The organism is Rahnella variigena (genome assembly GCF_003610915.1).
GTDB lineage: Bacteria > Pseudomonadota > Gammaproteobacteria > Enterobacterales > Enterobacteriaceae > Rahnella > Rahnella variigena.
This window is the reverse complement of sequence record NZ_NSDJ01000001.1, coordinates 3,595,801-3,613,363: the sequence shown is the minus strand read 5'-3', so window position 1 is coordinate 3,613,363 and position 17,563 is coordinate 3,595,801. Positions and strand designations below refer to the sequence as shown.

Sequence of the window (17,563 nt, the reverse complement as noted above, 5' to 3'; positions counted from 1 at the left end):
TTACTCTGTCCAGTAAGTGCCGGTCGGTTCGACGGCGAGGAACTGTTTATAAAGTTGTTTTTGAGTTTGCTGCGGGTTGAGATCGGCAAACTTCTGCGGGTAAAACGCTTTGGCGAAGACCTGCACGGCCAGCACGTTATACGGGGAATTGTAATAGTTGTGCCAGATGCCAAAACTGCGGCCATCTTCGACAGCTTTCAGGGTACTGATGCCTTTACGCGCCAGCAGTGGTTTCAGACTGGCGCTCGCCTGTTCCGGCGTGGTCTGCGCGCCCAGCACTAAACCGGCGGGTTGCGGATCGCCAGCTTTTGCTGGTTTACCGCCACCGCTGACCAGATACACATCAGGCTGCGAAGCGATGACTTTTTCCAGATTCACCTGACCGAGAGGACCCGGCAGCAGAGGTTTGGCGATATTCACGCCGCCCGCCTGATCGATAAAATCACCCATATTTCCGTTACCGGCTGAGCGGCAGCATTCATCTGCCGTCGAAGCGCGCAGTTCGATAAACACCTTGGGTTTATCCTGCTCAGGAATGTCTTTGGTCACATCGGTGACGCGTTTGATGTTGTCCTGATAGAAACGGATATAGTCCTGCGCCTGTTGCTCGCGGTTCAGCACTTTGCCCAGCAGTTCCATACTCGGCAGGGTGTTTTTCAGCGGAGAGGTACGGAAATCCACAAACACTACCGGCACACCGGCTTTCTGAAGCTGGTTCACCAGCTCACTTTCTTTGCCCGGTCCATGGCCTGATAAACCAAAGATCGCCAGCTGCGGATTCAGCGTCAGCACTTTTTCCGGACTGATGCTGTCAGCGCTGGTATTACCAATCAGCGGAATTTTGTCGATTTGCGGGAATTTCGCCTGATAGGTGGCGTAGGTTTGCGGGTCAAGCTTACGGAAATCTCCCTGCCAGCCGACAATGCGGTCGAAAGGTTTCTGGCCTTCGAGCAGGGAAAGGGCGAAGAACAACCGGCCTTCTCCGAGCACAACGCGCTGAACATCATCCGGCACAGTCACTGTGCGCCCGGCAATATCTGTCACGGTGACAGCCTGCGCCGTAACGCTTATCACACCGAGCGTAAGCCCGGCTAATCCACCCGCCATTCGTTTACCGCACAGCGTAGTGAAAAGATTATGCTGAAAATTCATCTTCTTCCGATTCCTTTACGTTTCCCTGAAGAGGCGCTAACAATAAAAGAAACGATAACGATTATCAATGCGGTTTACATTTGGAAGGGGGAAGAGCAAAACCGCCCGGCAGGGGCGGTCCTGAGCTTCCTGAAACGTGGAATGAAAAAAATTAATGCAGATGTGAAAGGCTGGGCGCGCTGATGCGCAGACCGTCTTCGCTGAAGACCATGCAACGTTTGGCATCAAACCAGGTGGTCAGACTCTGATAAGGATTAAACGCCATGTCGCCCGGCAGCAGCATTTTAAAACCGTCGGTGCCGTAACACTGACCGAACAGATAGGTGCTGTTGCCCAACCGCTCAACCACTTCGCAGTTAAATTCCAGCATGTTTTCCGTTTCCTGCGACAGCAGATGTTCAGGACGAATGCCGAGCGTGACTTTATCGCCTGCGGCCAGTTCACGGGTGCTCAGCGCCAGTGACAGGGTTTTCTCCGGCGTCAGTCGCACGTCAAGCCGCTCCGGCTGCCAGCTGATGACTTCGGCTGGCAGGAAATTCATCTTCGGTGAGCCGATAAATCCGGCCACAAACTGATTTACCGGGTTGTAGTAAAGATCCATCGGTGCGCCCATCTGTTCGACTTTGCCGTAGTTCATCACCACTATTTTATCGGCCAGCGTCATGGCTTCGGTCTGATCGTGCGTCACGTAGACCATGGTGGTTTTCAGTTCCTGATGCAGCTTGGATATGTGTAAACGCATATCCACACGCAGTTCGGCATCGAGGTTAGACAACGGTTCATCGAACATGAACACCTGAGGATTACGCACGATAGCCCGACCGATGGCGGTGCGCTGGCGCTGACCACCGGAAAGCTGTTTCGGTTTTCTGTCCAGCAGATGAGAAAGCTGCAAGGTTTTGGCGACCATCTCAACCTGATGGCGGATTTCGTCTTTCGGCACACCGTTCACTTTCAGGCCGTAACCCATGTTTTCAGCAATCGTCATGTGCGGATACAGCGCGTAGGACTGAAACACCATCGCCACGCCGCGCCGTGAAGGATCGACGTCATTGACCCGCTGCTCACCAATGTAAACGTCTCCTTCCGTAATATCTTCCAGTCCGGCAATCATGCGCAGCAGGGTGGATTTCCCGCACCCCGACGGCCCGACGAAAACGGTGAATTCGCCGTCCTCAATATCAATGTTGATGCCATGCAACGTCACTGTTTTATCGAAACGTTTGACCACATTTTTAAGTCTGATGCTGGACATGTTTGACCTCATAAAGAATTCATACCGCTGATGTTTCGGACTATAACCACCTTGTGTAAACGTTTGCACAAGCGGGTTCGAATTTTGGAGAGAAGATCACACAATGCGCATCTTTTTGTAGTGATTTATGGCTTGTAAGTTTAACGTATAACATAGTTTTTATGACGGCGTTAATCATCAATAAATCAGGTTATAGCGGGCTTTTAATGTTGATGATGGATTTGATGCCGCTGCGTATCCTACAAAAATGTTATACCTTCACATTCAGGAGCAACAATGAAAATTACACACCTTACTGCCCTGGTACTGATGTCATTTAGTCTCAGCAGTCAGGCCGTCCGGGCAGCAGAGGGACAGTTACTTGTCTGGGAAGATATTAAGAAATCTTCCGGTATTTCCGACGCGGTGAAAGATTTTGAAAAAGAGAACAACGTCAAAGTCGTTGTGCAGGAAACGCCTTATGCACAACAAACGGAGAAATTACGTCTGGATGGTCCGGCGGGAATTGGCCCCGACGTGGTGGTCATTCCCAATGACCAGTTAGGCACGGCGGTGGTGCAGGGATTACTGGCACCACTGACCCTTGATAAAGCGTTTACCGACAGCTTTACGCCATCGGCGATTAACGCATTTCAGCTGAAAGGCCAGACCTACGGCGTGCCGAAAGCGGTGGAAACCCTGGTGCTGATTTACAACAAAGATTTGCTGCCACAGGCTCCGGCAACGCTCGACGAGTATTACACCTTCTCCAAAGAAGAGCGGGCGAAAGGCAAATACGGCCTGCTGGCCAAGTTTGACGAAGTGTATTACGCCTATGGCGCAATGGCTTCCATGGGCGGCTATATCTTCGGTAAGGATGCCAAAGGCGAAATCAACGTTGAAGATATCGGCCTGAACAAGCCGGGCAGTGTCGAAGCCATTACCTACCTGAAAAAATTCTATGCCGACGGATTATTCCCGGCGGGGATTGTCGGCGATAACGGGCTGAACGCCATCGATTCTCTGTTTACTGAGAAGAAAGCGGCGGCGGTGATCACCGGCCCGTGGGCATTCCAGCCGTATGAAGCGGCGGGCATTAACTACGGCGTGAAAGCGCTGCCGCTGTTGCCGAATGGCAAACCGATGAGTTCATTCCTCGGCGTGAAAGGTTATGCGGTTTCGACCTACAGCAAGCAAAAACCGCTGGCCGAGAAATTCATCACCTTCATCAACCAGCCGAAGTACGCCAAGGTGCGTTACGAAGTGACCAAGGAAATCCCGGCACTGACGGCGCTGGTTAACGATCCGATGATTAAAAACGATGAAAAAGCCAACGCGGTAGCCGAGCAGTCAACCCGCGCCACGGCGATGCCGGGTGTACCCGAAATGCAGGAAGTCTGGGGCCCTGCTAACAACGGTATCCAGCTGGGAGTGACCGGCAAACAACCGGTTGACGCCGCCCTGAACGACGCGGTGAAAAATATCCAGATGCAAATCGAGGCAGCGAAAGCCAGCAACGAGTAATCCGTTAAACGCAATTATTTCGGTTAAACACCCGTACTTCTGAAAGGAGGGCGTGAATTCACGCCCTCACCAGTGAAAGGAACATCTTTGTGTCTATGCGTCTTCATGAGGAAAACCAGGCGCCACTCTCCGCCAGTCACCATGCACCGGTGGCGCTGGCTGTGGCGCTGATCCCCGGTTTTGGGCAGTTCTATAACCGGCAATGGGCCAAGGGAATACTGTTTTTTATCATTCTTATTTGTTTCGCCGGCGTGTTCTATGATTTCCTGCGTCAGGGATTATGGGGTTTATATACGCTGGGCGAAGAAGTGCCGCGTGATAACTCGATATTCCTGTTAGCCAAAGGCATTATCAGCGTATTGATTGGTGCGTTCGGCGTGGGCTTTTATTACTGGAGCCTGCGCGATGCCTGGGCAAACGGTAAACGTCGAGATCAGGGGATGGAATTACCCAGCGTGCGTAAACAATATCATTTACTGCTGCGTGAAGGTTTTCCGTATTTAATGATTACGCCGGGCTTTATTTTGCTGGTGTTTGTGGTGGTCTTCCCGATTATATTCGGTTTCTCGATTGCGTTTACCAATTACAATTTGTATCACACGCCACCGGCTAAATTAGTCGACTGGGTGGGGTTCAAAAACTTTATTAATATCTTCACGCTGAATATCTGGCGCTCGACATTGCTGGACGTCTTGCAATGGACGGTGGTCTGGACGGTGCTGGCGACCACGTTGCAATGTACGGTTGGCGTGATGCTGGCAATTCTGGTCAATCAGAAAGATTTGCGTTTCAAGGCGCTGATCCGCACCGTACTGATTTTGCCGTGGGCGGTACCGGGCTTTGTCACTATTCTGGTGTTTGCCGGTATGTTCAATGACTCGTTTGGTGTGATTAACAACGGCATTCTGGCCGCTTTAGGTATTGAGCCGAAAGCCTGGCTGACGGATCCGTTCTGGACCAAAACCGCGCTGATCATGATGCAGACCTGGCTGGGTTTCCCGTTTGTATTTGCGATGACCACCGGCGTATTGCAGGCCATTCCCAACGATTTATATGAAGCGGCGACCATGGACGGGGCAAGTACCTGGAAGAAACTGAAAACCATTACGCTGCCGCTGGTCTTATATTCCATTGCGCCGATCATTATCACGCAATACACCTTCAACTTTAATAACTTCAATATTATCTATCTGTTTAATAACGGTGGCCCGGCAGTGGCCGGTTCTAATGCAGGCGGAACGGATATTCTGGTGTCCTGGATATATAAACTCACCATGTCATCTTCACAATATGCCATAGCCGCGACCATTACGATTTTGCTGTCGATATTTGTGGTCGGTATTGCGTTGTGGCAATTCCGCTCAACCAATTCCTTTAAACAAGATGATATGGCGTAACCGGGAGAAGGGCATGAGTAAGAACAGCAGTATTAAAAGAAACCGGTTTATTCGCCTGGGGCTGAGTTATTTCCTGTTGCTGATTGTGGCGGTGATCATCATTTATCCGCTGATCTGGACCGTCGGCGCCTCGCTGAATGCCGGTAACAGTCTGCTCAGCACATCAATTATTCCGGAGAACGTTTCTTTCCAGCATTACAAAGACCTGTTTAACGGCGAAGTGAATTACGTTGGCTGGTACTGGAACTCGATGAAAATCAGCTTCCTGACCATGATCCTGACGCTGATTTGCGTCAGCTTCACCGCCTATTCCTTCTCGCGCTTTCGCTTTAAAGGCCGTAAAGACGGGCTGATGCTGTTCCTGTTATTGCAGATGATCCCGCAGTTTTCGGCGCTGATCGCCATCTTTGTGCTGGCACAGTTGCTCGGTCTGATTAACAGCCATCTGGCGCTGGTACTGATTTACGTCGGCGGCATGATCCCGATGAACACCTATCTGATGAAAGGCTATCTGGACGCGATTCCGAAAGATCTGGATGAATCAGCGCGGATGGACGGCGCGGGTAATTTCCGCATTTTCATAGAAATCATCATGCCGTTATCAAAACCGATACTGGCGGTGATCGCGCTGTTCTCCTTCACCGGGCCGCTGGGGGATTTCATTCTTTCCAGCACCATTTTACGCACACCGGATAAGTACACCTTACCGATTGGCCTGTACAACCTGGTCGCGCAAAAAATGGGTGCCAACTACACCATGTACGCCGCGGGTGCGGTGCTGATCGCCGTGCCGGTCGCCATTTTCTATCTCGCCTTACAAAAATACTTCGTTTCCGGCCTGACGGCTGGCAGTACAAAAGGATAATCCGATGACTTTCTTTTCTGAGAAGATTTTCAAAAAAAGCGCAATGGCCTGCGTGCTGCTGGCGATGTCATTTTCAACGGTGGCACAGGATGTGGTGATTAAAAAAGTCGCCAACGTCCCAGCGGATTTTATCAAAGGCGCTGATATCTCGACGCTGATTGATGTGGAAAAACACGGGGGTAAGTTCTTCGATCAGAATCATAAACAGACCGATGCGATGGTGATCCTCAGACAAAACGGGTTCAACTACGTGCGCCTGCGCTTGTGGGTGGATCCACAAGACGCGCAGGGGCATCCGTACGGCGGCGGCAATAACGATCTGGCCACCACGCTGGAGCTGGCAAAACGTGCCAAAGCGCAGGGCTTTAAAATCCTGCTCGATTTCCATTACAGCGATTTCTGGACCGATCCTGGTAAGCAGTTCAAGCCGAAAAGCTGGGAGGAAATGGATTATCCGCAGCTGAAAACGGCCATTCACGATTACAGCCGTGAGGTGATTGCTAAATTCCGCAAGCAGGGCACCGTGCCGGATATGGTGCAGGTCGGCAATGAAATGAACGGCGGGATTTTATGGCCGGAAGGCAAAAGCTGGGGCGCGGGCGGCGGCGAGTTTGACCGTCTGGCCGGACTGCTGAACGCCGCGATTGCCGGTGTCCGCGCTGATGAAAAAAATCCTTCTGATATCAAAATCATGCTGCATCTGGCTGAAGGCACCAAGAACGATACTTTTCGCTGGTGGTTCGATGAAATCAATCAGCGCAAGGTGCCTTATGACGTCATCGGCCTGTCGTTTTACACCTACTGGAATGGCCCGATTTCCGCCTTACAGGCCAACATGGATGACATCAGCAAACGCTACAACAAAGACGTAATCGTCGTCGAAGTGGCCTACGGTTACACCACCAAAAACTGCGACGCCGCTGAAAACAGCTTCACCGAAAAAGAAGCTAAAGACGGCGGCTATCCTGCCACGGTTCAGGGGCAGGCCGATTTCCTCAGCGACATGATCAAAAGCCTGGTCGCCGTGCCGGATCATCGCGGCAAAGGGTTGTTCTACTGGGAACCGACCTGGATCGCCGTTGACGGCGCAGGCTGGGCGACACCTGCCGGTATGACCTATATCAACGACCACTGGAAAGAGGGCAATGCCCGCGAAAATCAGGCGTTGTTCAGCTGTGACGGTCAGGTTCTTCCTTCCATCAACGTCTTCCATTAATCCCTTTTTCCCCGGCTTCATTGGCCGGGGAGTTTAACTTTCTTAAAGTTCCTAAGGACCCAAGCATGACGAAATTTCCTCTTCTGAGCAGTAAGATTTCCGGGCTGTTGCATGGCGCGGATTACAACCCGGAACAGTGGCTGGAAAGCCCTGATGTCCTGATCCGCGATGTCGAAATGATGAAAGAGGCTCGCTGTAATGTCATGTCTGTCGGGATTTTCAGCTGGTCGGCGCTGGAACCTGAAGAAGGCCATTTCACCTTTGGCTGGATGGATCAGGTGCTGGACAGGTTGCATGAAAACGGTATCTCGGTATTTCTCGCCACGCCAAGCGGTGCGCGGCCTGCATGGATGTCGCAAAAATACCCTGAAGTCCTGCGCGTGGGACGCGACCGCGTAAAAGCACTGCACGGCGGACGTCACAATCACTGCATGAGTTCGCCGGTGTATGCCGAAAAAGTGCAGCTGATGAACAGCGCGCTGGCGAAGCGTTACGCCCATCATCCGGCGGTGATCGGCTGGCATATTTCCAACGAATACGGCGGCGAGTGTCATTGCAACCACTGTCAGGGACGTTTTCGTGACTGGCTGAAAGCCCGTTACGTCACGCTCGATGCGCTGAATAAAGCCTGGTGGAGCACCTTCTGGAGCCACACCTATACCGACTGGGCGCAGATTGAATCGCCGTCGCCGCAGGGCGAAAGCGGCGTTCACGGCCTGAATCTCGACTGGCGCCGTTTTAACACCGATCAGGTCACGCGTTTTTGCAGCGAGGAAATCCGCCCGCTGAAAGCGGAGAACCCCGCGTTACCGGCAACCACTAATTTCATGGAATATTTCTACGATTACGATTACTGGAAACTTGCCAGCGTGCTGGATTTCATCTCGTGGGACAGCTATCCGATGTGGCACACCCGCAAAGACGATATCGGTCTGGCGGCGTATACCGCGATGTATCACGACCTGATGCGCACGCTGAAACAGGGTCAGCCGTTTGTACTGATGGAATCCACGCCGAGCTTCACCAACTGGCAGCCGGTCAGCAAACTGAAAAAGCCGGGTATGCATATTCTGTCTTCTTTGCAGGCGGTCGCTCACGGTTCGGATTCGGTGCAGTATTTCCAGTGGCGTAAAAGCCGCGGTTCTTCTGAGAAATTCCACGGCGCGGTTGTCGATCACGTCGGACACATTAATACCCGCGTTGGGCGCGAAGTGTCGGAACTGGGCGGAATTTTATCCGCGCTGGCACCGGTAGCGGGCAGCCGCGTGGAAGCGAAAGTAGCGATTATTTTCGACTGGGAAAGCCGCTGGGCGATGGACGATTCCCTCGGTCCGCGCAATCAGGGGCTGGAATATGAAAACACTGTCGCCGGACATTATCGTGCGCTGTGGGCGCAGGGCATTGCGGTGGATGTGATCAACGCCGACTGCGAATTAAGTGGCTACGACCTGGTGATCGCGCCGATGCTGTATATGGTGCGTGCAGGCGTCGGCGAGCGGATCACCGCATTCGTGCAGGCCGGTGGACGCTTCGTCGCGACCTACTGGAGCGGCATCGTTAACGAAAGCGATTTGTGTTTCCTCAGCGGATTCCCGGGGCCATTGCGTCCGGTGCTCGGTATCTGGTCGGAAGAAATCGACAGCCTGACCGACGACCAGCACAACAGTGTCAGCGGCGTCGAAGGCAATGCGCTCGGGTTAAACGGTCCTTACCGCGCCAGCGAACTGTGTGAAGTGATCCACCTGGAGGGCGCGGCTACGCTGGCGACTTACGGTGATGATTTCTATGCCGGCACGCCAGCCGTGACGGTCAATTTGTTTGGCAAAGGGCAGGCATATTATCTGGCCTCCCGAAACGATCAGACATTCCACGCAGATTTTTACACCGCGCTGGCGCAGGAAATGCAGCTGCCACGGGCGCTGGAGGCAACGCTGCCGGAAGGGATGACGGCGGCGCGACGCACTGACGGTGAAAGTGAATTTATCTTCCTGCAAAACTATGCGGCGCAGAGTCAGACAATCACGTTAACCGCGGATTACAGCGACATGATTCACGGTGGCACTTTACCGCGCAAACTGACGCTTCCGGCATTTGGTTATCAGATCCTGACGCGCCGTTTACCAGCCATTTCTTAACCCGTTATTTTTAATACCGACGTGCAATCAGGTTTCCCGGTTGCACGTTTTTTTTTCATTCCTGAAAGAGAGTGTTGATCATGGTAAATATTAAAGACTTTATGCATGTATTCTCTGCGAAGAATAAAACCCCGGAAAATGAAGTGCCGCCATCCACTGACGTAGCGTTATTAATTGATGCACTCGGCGGTCGCGATAATATCGTTAATGTTGATGCCTGTATTACCCGCCTGCGCGTAACGGTAAAGGAACTCAAGCGCGTAAATTCCGGTGCTATCCAGCAAACCGGCGCGATTGGCGTGGTGATTATCGGTCAGGAAGTACATGCGATATTTGGCAAACAGTCCGACAGCCTGAAAAAATTAATGACTGAGAAGTTTGGCTTAAAAAGTAATTAACTCTGTTATTTAAATAACGCCAAAAATAAAGGCAGCCCGACACAAGGCTGCCTTTATTGTTTCTGCTTTTTATAAAATATAATAATGATGCTGCTGTGCGGAGAAAAAACGTAACGATCCCCTACAAGAGAAATTAAGTTTTTATCTGTCGCTTTATCACAATGAGGATATTTCTTTAATAACTAACACCTGTTTTTTCAAAGTCATTGGAGTTGCAGCAAGGCAGCAAGTGAGCGAGTCCCGATGAGCTGACTCATGTCAGTGATTCGGGTGAGTAAACGCAGCCAACGCAGCAACAGCTTCAAGAATGAAGGAAATTTACCACCAGGCTTCCACCTGGACTCCAAAGTTCCACGTATCCGCTTTGGTATGGTCGTCAAACGTATCGCCATGCTCAGAATCATTCAGATAAGACGCGAACACGCGCAGTTCAGGGCGTGACATAAACTCCGGACCGGCCGCCAGGCCCATTGCCAGCGTATATTTCTGACCGCCTTGTTTGTAATTCGAACCGTTCTTGTAATCATCTTTCTGGTAGAAGGTACCGACTTCGCCGATGGTACGCACATAATCGGTCCACTGGTATTGCGCACGACCCACAAGAGAAACCAGCTCAGTGGTGTCGGTGTAATCGGTGATGTTTTCGGCATGGCCATACGTCAGCACGTGGTTGAGACTGAACTTGCTGGTGATCGGAATAAGGCCGGTGATGATGCCGCGATAACCGGTGGCGTCATTAGTGTAGTTCCACATATCGTACCAGCCGCCGCCCTGCGAAATCATGTTCTGCGCCAGACCTTTGTTGGCGTACTGCAACACCAGTTTGTTATAGCCGCCCCACATGTCCTGACTGATTTCGCCGGTCAGCATCACGCCGTTATCCGCGTCGTAAAGGCCGCCGTACTCTTTCTGATCATGCGACAGGTTTGGCATGGCGTAGTCGGCACCGACTTCCATCCACGCGCCGCTCCACGGTTTGATGCCGGCATAGCGTACGTCGATGTAGTTGATGTTCACGTCATTATTGCCATCCACGCGGTAATCCACGTCATTGGCATCGCCGCGGATCCACGCCAGAGACAGCGTGCCTTCGCCCATTTTCAGGTTTTCAATACCGGCACCGGCACCGGAAATGTTCCAGTATTTGGTATCAATGATGTGCAAATCGTGGCGCTGGTAATAACGTTTACCGCCCCAGATCACCGCATCTTTATCCCACGGCACCAGCCCTTTGATTTGCAGATTTAGCTGACGCAGACCGAACTGTGCATCGTCATCGACGGTGCTTTCATCATCATTCGAACCGTCCGACACCATGCTGACCATCGAATCGACATAAAAACTCACATCGTCTTTTTTATAGACTTCGCTGCCCAGTTCTACTTCGCCGTATGTGTCGTTTTCGTTGCCCAGACGCCCGACCTTGTTTTTCTGGAATTGCTCCAGACTGCCACCGCCAGAAACCCCCAGCCCCGAACGCAGATATCCATGAAAATCAATATCATTAGCCATTGCAGGGCCTGCTGTGATGGCGAGCGAAACCGCCACAGCCAGAGTGCGTAAGTTGTGTTTCATTTTTTTTCCTTATGATTGTATGACGTTCACATTTACGAAATGTATAAGATACCCAGAAACAATAATGATCAATTTTACATATTGTGAAATGTGATATATGTCTACAACTTATGCGTTAAATATAAAGTTGAAGTGATGTAAATCACGATTGTATGCAATGTTAACGTATAACTTATGCAACGGGAGGGTGTCCGGATTGAACTTTTAAATGAGATCCCGTACTTTGGCTCGATTATCATAGAATTATGCAAAATCACGGGTTGCGGTCTGGGGAAAGAATGAAATCAAAAAGTTCGACATTAGAAGATGTTGCCCGCTATGCCGGTGTTTCGTATCAGACGGTGTCGCGAGTTTTAAACAAGTCGGCCAATGTTTCAGACGCCACGCGTCTGAAGGTCGAACAGGCCATTGAAGTATTGCGCTACGTGCCAAACCGGCTGGCGCAGCAATTGGTTGGAAAACAGAGCTTTACCATCGGACTGGTGACGACATCGCTGGCATTGCACGCGCCGTCACAGATTGCCGCTTCTGTGAAGAAATATGCTCATCAGGCCGGGTATCAGGTGCTGATTTCCATGATTGATGAAGACGTCAATCAGAGCATTCAGGACTCCATTAACGAGCTGAAATCACAGCGCGTCGAAAAGGTCATCATTAATATCCCGCTGGAAAGTGCCGAGGCGGAGCGAATTTATGAAAATAACCGCGACATTCTTTGTCTGTTTCTGGATGTCGATCCGACCAGTCCGGTATTCAATGTCTGCTTCAATCCGGCGGACGGCTCACGGGCCAGCGTGGAATATTTGCTGAATCTGGGACACAGGGAATTTGCCTTACTGGCGGGACCGGATGATTCGGTTTCCTCACGTTTGCGGCTGCAAAGCTGGCAGGAAACGCTGGCAGAAAAGGGCATTGTGCCGGTGACGGTGATCCACGGTGACTGGAGCGCAAAAAGTGGTTATTACAGCGCATTACAGATGCTGCGCGAAACGCCGCAGTTTACCGCCATACTTGTCGGGAATGACCAGATGGCGCTGGGCGTGATCAGCGCGCTGCATCAGCACAATGTGGCTATCCCGCAGCAGGTTTCTATTGTGGGTTATGACGATACGTATGACAGTGCATTTTTCCATCCGGCGCTGACCACGGTATCGCTGGATCTCGATTTGCAAAGTAAAGAAGCGGTTGAACATCTGCTGGCTGATAACAATGACGGGATGCCTTCCAAAATACTGCCCGCCAGACTGGTGGTAAGAAACTCTGCCAGTGCGCCGGGTGTGCAGGATAAGGATCTTAATCAGATAGCCGACCAGCTCGATATTCTGGCCAGGCAGTTGCGCGGCCAGTGATAAACCGGTTAAATCCCCGGACTATGTTAAGCAGACGACTGAACAGCAAAAGGAAGTGAAGCAATGACGTTATGGCAGAGTTATGTGCAGGGCTGGAAAAAATATGTGGATTTCCGGGGACGTGCGAGCCGCAAGGAGTTCTGGACCTTTGCGCTGGGCAATTTGCTGATAATTATTTTGCTGACAATGGGTGTGTCATTGGGGTTCACGCTGGTGGGAAATCCTTACAGCGTTTTCTACGCGGGCGTCGCTTATACCCTTTTTGCACTGGCGACGGCATTACCGCTGCTGGCGGTCGGCGTCAGGCGCATGCATGACATTAACCGCTCCGGCTGGTGGTTTGGCGGTGTTTACCTGGCAGGCATTGTCTCGCGTCTGCTGAATTCCATCCTGATGGAATACGCATCACCGGAAACGTATGTCTGGATGAAAATCACGCTGGGCATTGTGCTGGGCTGGATCCCGCTGCTGGTGATGGTTTTTCTGTGTTGCCAAAAATCTCGGCCTGCACCGGCAACCCAAACCCGCATTGTTGAGTAACGCTACACCGGATGTCCTGTTCCGCAGTGAATAAGAACGGTTTGCCGCCAGTTGCGCGGCAAACGTCTCAGGTTTATTTCTGGCATCGCGTTCATGGCGGAAAAGCCATCAGCACGGTGGCAATCGCCAGTAAATCAGCACTGCCGCCGGGGCTGAGATGGCGGGCAATCAGCTGCCTGTCCATCTCCTGCAAATCCTCTTTCTGCCAGCCTTTTTTCAGCAACCGGCGGGCATAATCCTGCACGAAATGCAGTCCGTTCAGACCACCGCGCGACACCAGATTAGTGTCAGGGTTATACGCCATCAGACGCAGCAGGGCATTCAGGCTGCGGCGCTCAGGATTATTTTCCTGATACCAGTAAGGTAAAACGTGACGGCGCAGGGTGAGGAATCCGCTCTGCACTTCGCCGCGTGCTCCGGTCATGCCGTGTGCCACAAACAGCCGTTCACCCGCCGTCACCGGCTGGCGACAGCTTTGCAGTTCACGCTCAATCAGCCCTTGTGTCATGGCAGCCACTTCGCGACATATCCCGCGACGGGTCATTAGCTGGCGATGCGCGCTGATCCTGCCAGCCGCTGTACATAACAGTCCCAGCGAAAAAATACCGCCTTTGTGCGTATTCACGCCCTGTGTGGCACCGAACATGGCCTGTTCACAGGCAATCCCGGTCGGACGGATGCGCATCAGCATTGACTGCGCAGGTTGCAAAAAATCCTGCTGACCGAGAGCGTAAAACTGATACAGCCACGGCGTGATGGCGTCGATGCTGCGTAAAAAAAGCGGCAAATCCATGTCACAGTGCGAGCCATTATTGATGCTGTCCACCAGCCCTGGTTTCGGTGTCAGCCAGACTTCGCTGCGCAGGGCGTCAGCCGCCAGCGTCGCAATGCAGGCAGCAGAAAGGAGCTCAGAGTGTGCGATGCCAGCCATCAATCAGCGCCTCCACTTTTAGCATCACTTCAGATAGCGGATGTTTACGCGAGCGGGCGCATGCGTGGGCGGGGCCATCGCAAACCAGACAGCGGCGGCTGGCATTATCCAGCGAACGGCGTCCAACAACGCCTGCCTGCGGACAGATAACATCGAAATCCCATAAACGCCCGAGTGCGTGAGAATGTTCCAGTTCAACCGTGGCCGCTTTCACTTCTGGCGCATAATGCTCCACACACCAGAACGCTTCCGCGCCTGTCGGGAGCCAGAAAACCTGATGTTTAAGCACCGGCCAGCCATGTTGAAGCAACATGACCTCGGCCTGTTGCAGCGCCGCGCGCATGACCTGGCGCCAGGCAACAGAATCTTTCACCGGCCCCGGCGTCACCAGCGTGAGTGAAATCAGCGGTTGTGTGAATTGTGTCAGCCAGTCGGTTTGCCGTCTGGCGCGCAGTTCCTTTGCGGCCAGCAAATCCTCCAGACTGACGCCTGCTGGTGCAGGCGTCACAGTAGTCATTATGCGTCCTCTCTGACCTGATGAACGACGTCGATCACGCTGCCGTCGCGATAGCGGATCACGCCGACGACGCGGTCGGTGAATTCAATCGGTTTCGGCTCACCGCTCAGAGAAATGGCGCGCTGGTATAACGCTTCGATATCCATCACTTTCATCCCTGCGTCTTCCAGCCGCTGGCGGATCTCCGGTCGCGCAGGATTCACGGCGATACCATGATCGGTCACCAGCACATCAATGCTTTCCCCCGGTGTCACGCGGGTCGTGACCCGACGGACGACCGTCGGAATGCGGCTGCGCAGCAACGGCGCGACGACAATGGTCAGATTGGCGGCACTGGCCACATCGCAATGACCGCCGGAAGCACCGCGCATCACGCCGTCGGAACCGGTGATCACGTTGACATTGAAACCGGTGTCGATTTCAAGTGCGCTCAGAATAACGATATCCAGCTGATCGCAACTCGCCGCCTTGGCTCCCGGATTGGCATAGACGTTGGTAGAAATCTCGATGTGTTGCGGATTACGGCTGAGCGATGCCGCCGCCTGACCGTCAAAACATTGTGTATCGAGCAACGTTTCAATCAGCCCTTTTTCATGTAAATCCACCAGGCTGCCGGTGATACCGCCTAGGGCAAAACGGGCGGTTATCTGGTGGCGTTCCATTTTTTCTTCCATGAAACGGGTGCAGGCTGTGGCCGCTGCGCCGGATCCGGTTTGCATCGAAAATCCGGGTTTGAAATAGCCTGAAAATTCAATGACTTCAGCGGCTGTGCGGGCAATCATCAGCTCCCGCGGGTTGCTGGTGACACGGGCGGCACCGACGCTGATTTTGGCCGGGTCACCGACCTGATCGACTTTGACGATGTAATCCACCTGATCCTGTAGCAGGCTGGCGGGCATATTAGGGAAGGGCACCAGTTCTTCTGTCAGCAGCACCACAGTTTTAGCGAATTGTGCATCGACCATCGCGTAGCCCAGCGAACCGCAGCAGGATTTTCCGTGTGTGCCGTTGGCGTTACCGAATTCGTCGCTGCACGGCACGCCGAGAAATGCGACATCGATGTTCAGTTCGCCATCCTGTAGTAATTTTACCCGCCCGCCGTGCGAGTGAATTTGTACCGGTTCTTCCATCAGTCCGTGAGAAATAGCGTCAGCCAGTTTGCCGCGCATTCCGGAGGTGTAAATACGGCTGATGACGCCGCTGCGGATATGTTCGATCAGCGCATCATTGCAGGACATCAGCGAACTGGACGCCAGCGTGAGATTTTTAAAGCCGAGTTTTGAAAGCATAGCGACTACGTTATTAATGACCTGATCGCCTTCACGAAACGCGTGGTGGAAGGAAATGGTCATACCGTCTTTCACGCCGCTGCGGGCAATCGCCTGTTCCAGTGAAGTGCAAAGTTTACGGTGCTGACGGGCATCGGGATCAGAAAGATAAGGTGTCGTCCGGTGCGCACCGTCAAAGGCAACCAGGTGTTTTAACTGCGGATATTCGCTGTGCAACATTTCAGTGAAATGACTCATTGTATTGATATTCCTGTGCAAATTTGAGGGCTAGCGGCGGACGCCAGACGCACTGGCGCGTTCCAGCACTACCTGCGCGTGATTAATGATCGGCCCATCGATCATCTTGCCGTTGAGCGAGATCACCCCCAGCCCTTTGCGTTCACCTTCTTCGGCGGCGGCAATCACCCGTTTCGCGTAATCCACGTCTTCCGGGGTCGGCGCGTAAGCGTTATGCAGCAACTCAATCTGACGCGGGTTGATCAGGGATTTTCCGTTGAAGCCCATTTTGCGGATCAGTTCGACTTCGCGCAGGAAACCGGCTTCATCGTTGATGTCGGAATACACCACATCGAAGGCATCAATGCCCGCTGCACGGGCCGCGTGCAGCACGGCGCAACGGGCATAAAACAGCTCTGTGCCGTCGCCGCGTTCTGTCTGCATATCCATCACATAATCGAAAGCTGCCAGTGCGATGCCGATCAGGCGCGGTGAACAGCGGGCGATCGCCACGGCATTGATCACGCCAATGGCCGATTCAATGGCGGCCATAATTTTGGTGGAGCCGGCTTCGCGACCACACTCTTTTTCGATGCGCTCTATATGTGCTTCCAGCTCAAAGATATCTTCCGGCGTATCGGTTTTCGGCAAACGCACGACATCCACGCCCGCGCGTACTACGGCCTCTAAATCTTTAAGGCCAAATGGTGTGCTGAGCTGATTAATGCGCACTACGGTTTCAATATCGCGATACATCGGGTGTTGCAGCGCATGAAATACCAGAATGCGTGCGGTATCTTTTTCGCGCAGGGAAACAGCATCTTCGAGATCAAACATGATGGAGTCCGGGCGATAGATAAACGCGGTGGAGAGCATGGCGGCGCTGGCTCCGGGCAGGAACAGCATACTGCGGCGCAGTTTCTTCATCTTAATGTCTCCCAGTTAATCTCTTCGGCTTGTGCAGCACGCATTACCGCACTTTGAACGCGCGCGCGGATCACACAATCAAGCGCGCCCTTGTCGTCGATAATCAGCAAACCTTCCGTGACCGCGAGGGCGCTGAGTGTTTCATTGACGACGCTGCGGATTTGGTCGCCAAACTGTTTGATGACTTCACTGTTGATGATCACCGTCAGCTCACTGGCCGGGGCGATTTTTACCAGCAAATCGCTGGATTCAACCGTTCCTGCCAGCGCCTCCTTCATAATTTTCATTGGTTTTTCCT

Annotated in this window: 17 protein-coding genes; 9 read left to right on the top strand and 8 right to left on the bottom strand. The window is 52.6% G+C overall.

The genetic code is table 11. The features are described from left to right. Positions 1-1,107: an ABC transporter substrate-binding protein gene (locus CKQ54_RS16705; protein WP_120161463.1), complete on the bottom strand. Its 1,107-nt coding sequence runs from the start codon at positions 1,105-1,107 to the stop codon at positions 1-3. Positions 1,108-1,137: 30 nt separating this feature from the next. Between CKQ54_RS16705 and CKQ54_RS16700 the strand changes: the two genes are divergently transcribed. Continuing rightward, a complete protein-coding gene (locus CKQ54_RS16700) occupies positions 1,138-1,335 on the top strand; it encodes a hypothetical protein (RefSeq protein ID WP_120349683.1) in 198 nt (65 codons plus the stop codon). Here the strand turns inward: CKQ54_RS16700 and CKQ54_RS16695 are convergent. Continuing rightward, positions 1,304-2,407, bottom strand: a complete 1,104-nt coding sequence (locus tag CKQ54_RS16695; protein ID WP_120161318.1) for an ABC transporter ATP-binding protein — start codon at positions 2,405-2,407, stop codon at positions 1,304-1,306. The two genes, CKQ54_RS16700 and CKQ54_RS16695, sit on opposite strands and share 32 nt — an antisense overlap. A 276-nt stretch (positions 2,408-2,683) precedes the next feature. Between CKQ54_RS16695 and CKQ54_RS16690 the strand changes: the two genes are divergently transcribed. The 6 genes from CKQ54_RS16690 (at position 2,684) to CKQ54_RS16665 (ending at position 9,921) form a co-directional block, all read left to right on the top strand. Continuing rightward, the gene (locus tag CKQ54_RS16690) at positions 2,684-3,910 is read left to right on the top strand and encodes an extracellular solute-binding protein (RefSeq protein ID WP_120161320.1); all 1,227 of its coding nucleotides are present in this window, start codon (positions 2,684-2,686) and stop codon (positions 3,908-3,910) included. Positions 3,911-4,005: 95 nt separating this feature from the next. Beyond that, positions 4,006-5,307 carry a carbohydrate ABC transporter permease gene (locus CKQ54_RS16685; protein WP_120161322.1) on the top strand — a complete coding sequence of 434 codons (1,302 nt, stop codon included), beginning with the start codon at positions 4,006-4,008 and terminating at the stop codon, positions 5,305-5,307. 13 nt (positions 5,308-5,320) lie between these two features. Further along, positions 5,321-6,172 carry a sugar ABC transporter permease gene (locus CKQ54_RS16680; RefSeq protein ID WP_013574912.1) on the top strand — a complete coding sequence of 284 codons (852 nt, stop codon included), beginning with the start codon at positions 5,321-5,323 and terminating at the stop codon, positions 6,170-6,172. Between the two features lie 64 nt (positions 6,173-6,236). Next, positions 6,237-7,388: a glycoside hydrolase family 53 protein gene (locus CKQ54_RS16675; protein ID WP_244220268.1), complete on the top strand. Its 1,152-nt coding sequence runs from the start codon at positions 6,237-6,239 to the stop codon at positions 7,386-7,388. 65 nt (positions 7,389-7,453) lie between these two features. Continuing rightward, on the top strand, positions 7,454-9,523 hold the full coding sequence (locus tag CKQ54_RS16670) for a beta-galactosidase (RefSeq protein ID WP_120161326.1): 2,070 nt from the start codon (positions 7,454-7,456) through the stop codon (positions 9,521-9,523). A gap of 80 nt (positions 9,524-9,603) precedes the next feature. Continuing rightward, entirely contained in the window at positions 9,604-9,921 is a 318-nt protein-coding gene (locus CKQ54_RS16665; RefSeq protein WP_112289867.1) for a PTS sugar transporter subunit IIB, read from the top strand. 318 nt (positions 9,922-10,239) lie between these two features. Here the strand turns inward: CKQ54_RS16665 and CKQ54_RS16660 are convergent, their stop codons facing one another. Then, the gene (locus CKQ54_RS16660; RefSeq protein ID WP_120161327.1) at positions 10,240-11,496 is read right to left on the bottom strand and encodes a maltoporin; all 1,257 of its coding nucleotides are present in this window, start codon (positions 11,494-11,496) and stop codon (positions 10,240-10,242) included. Positions 11,497-11,774: 278 nt separating this feature from the next. Between CKQ54_RS16660 and CKQ54_RS16655 the strand changes: the two genes are divergently transcribed. Then, positions 11,775-12,845 (top strand): LacI family DNA-binding transcriptional regulator, encoded by a 1,071-nt coding sequence (locus CKQ54_RS16655; RefSeq protein ID WP_120161329.1) that lies wholly within the window; start codon positions 11,775-11,777, stop codon positions 12,843-12,845. Positions 12,846-12,908: 63 nt separating this feature from the next. Further along, a complete protein-coding gene (locus CKQ54_RS16650; protein ID WP_120161331.1) occupies positions 12,909-13,385 on the top strand; it encodes a DUF805 domain-containing protein in 477 nt (158 codons plus the stop codon). 91 nt (positions 13,386-13,476) lie between these two features. Here CKQ54_RS16650 and citG read toward each other — a convergent pair whose 3' ends face one another. The 5 genes from citG to citD are packed head-to-tail and all read right to left on the bottom strand — an operon-like array spanning position 13,477 to position 17,552. Then, positions 13,477-14,316, bottom strand: a complete 840-nt coding sequence (citG, locus tag CKQ54_RS16645) for a triphosphoribosyl-dephospho-CoA synthase CitG (protein ID WP_120161332.1) — start codon at positions 14,314-14,316, stop codon at positions 13,477-13,479. Beyond that, positions 14,294-14,833: a citrate lyase holo-[acyl-carrier protein] synthase gene (gene citX, locus CKQ54_RS16640; RefSeq protein ID WP_120161334.1), complete on the bottom strand. Its 540-nt coding sequence runs from the start codon at positions 14,831-14,833 to the stop codon at positions 14,294-14,296. Before citX ends, citG begins: the two co-directional genes overlap by 23 nt. After that, positions 14,833-16,359 carry a citrate lyase subunit alpha gene (gene citF / locus CKQ54_RS16635; protein ID WP_120161336.1) on the bottom strand — a complete coding sequence of 509 codons (1,527 nt, stop codon included), beginning with the start codon at positions 16,357-16,359 and terminating at the stop codon, positions 14,833-14,835. Before citF ends, citX begins: the two co-directional genes overlap by 1 nt. 30 nt (positions 16,360-16,389) lie before the next feature. After that, positions 16,390-17,265 (bottom strand): citrate (pro-3S)-lyase subunit beta, encoded by an 876-nt coding sequence (gene citE / locus CKQ54_RS16630; RefSeq protein WP_112289880.1) that lies wholly within the window; start codon positions 17,263-17,265, stop codon positions 16,390-16,392. After that, a complete protein-coding gene (gene citD / locus CKQ54_RS16625; protein ID WP_112289882.1) occupies positions 17,262-17,552 on the bottom strand; it encodes a citrate lyase acyl carrier protein in 291 nt (96 codons plus the stop codon). The genes citE and citD overlap by 4 nt, the downstream gene beginning before the upstream one ends. Between the last annotated feature and the right edge of the window lie 11 nt (positions 17,553-17,563).

Coding starts and splice junctions, on each gene's coding strand:
- CKQ54_RS16705 (WP_120161463.1), bottom strand. CDS start 1,107: ATGGCGGGTGGATTAGCCGGGCTTACGCTCGGTGTGATAAGCGTTACG.
- CKQ54_RS16700 (WP_120349683.1), top strand. CDS start 1,138: ATGCTGAAAATTCATCTTCTTCCGATTCCTTTACGTTTCCCTGAAGAG.
- CKQ54_RS16695 (WP_120161318.1), bottom strand. CDS start 2,407: ATGTCCAGCATCAGACTTAAAAATGTGGTCAAACGTTTCGATAAAACA.
- CKQ54_RS16690 (WP_120161320.1), top strand. CDS start 2,684: ATGAAAATTACACACCTTACTGCCCTGGTACTGATGTCATTTAGTCTC.
- CKQ54_RS16685 (WP_120161322.1), top strand. CDS start 4,006: ATGCGTCTTCATGAGGAAAACCAGGCGCCACTCTCCGCCAGTCACCAT.
- CKQ54_RS16680 (WP_013574912.1), top strand. CDS start 5,321: ATGAGTAAGAACAGCAGTATTAAAAGAAACCGGTTTATTCGCCTGGGG.
- CKQ54_RS16675 (WP_244220268.1), top strand. CDS start 6,237: ATGTCATTTTCAACGGTGGCACAGGATGTGGTGATTAAAAAAGTCGCC.
- CKQ54_RS16670 (WP_120161326.1), top strand. CDS start 7,454: ATGACGAAATTTCCTCTTCTGAGCAGTAAGATTTCCGGGCTGTTGCAT.
- CKQ54_RS16665 (WP_112289867.1), top strand. CDS start 9,604: ATGGTAAATATTAAAGACTTTATGCATGTATTCTCTGCGAAGAATAAA.
- CKQ54_RS16660 (WP_120161327.1), bottom strand. CDS start 11,496: ATGAAACACAACTTACGCACTCTGGCTGTGGCGGTTTCGCTCGCCATC.
- CKQ54_RS16655 (WP_120161329.1), top strand. CDS start 11,775: ATGAAATCAAAAAGTTCGACATTAGAAGATGTTGCCCGCTATGCCGGT.
- CKQ54_RS16650 (WP_120161331.1), top strand. CDS start 12,909: ATGACGTTATGGCAGAGTTATGTGCAGGGCTGGAAAAAATATGTGGAT.
- citG (WP_120161332.1), bottom strand. CDS start 14,316: ATGGCTGGCATCGCACACTCTGAGCTCCTTTCTGCTGCCTGCATTGCG.
- citX (WP_120161334.1), bottom strand. CDS start 14,833: ATGACTACTGTGACGCCTGCACCAGCAGGCGTCAGTCTGGAGGATTTG.
- citF (WP_120161336.1), bottom strand. CDS start 16,359: ATGAGTCATTTCACTGAAATGTTGCACAGCGAATATCCGCAGTTAAAA.
- citE (WP_112289880.1), bottom strand. CDS start 17,265: ATGAAGAAACTGCGCCGCAGTATGCTGTTCCTGCCCGGAGCCAGCGCC.
- citD (WP_112289882.1), bottom strand. CDS start 17,552: ATGAAAATTATGAAGGAGGCGCTGGCAGGAACGGTTGAATCCAGCGAT.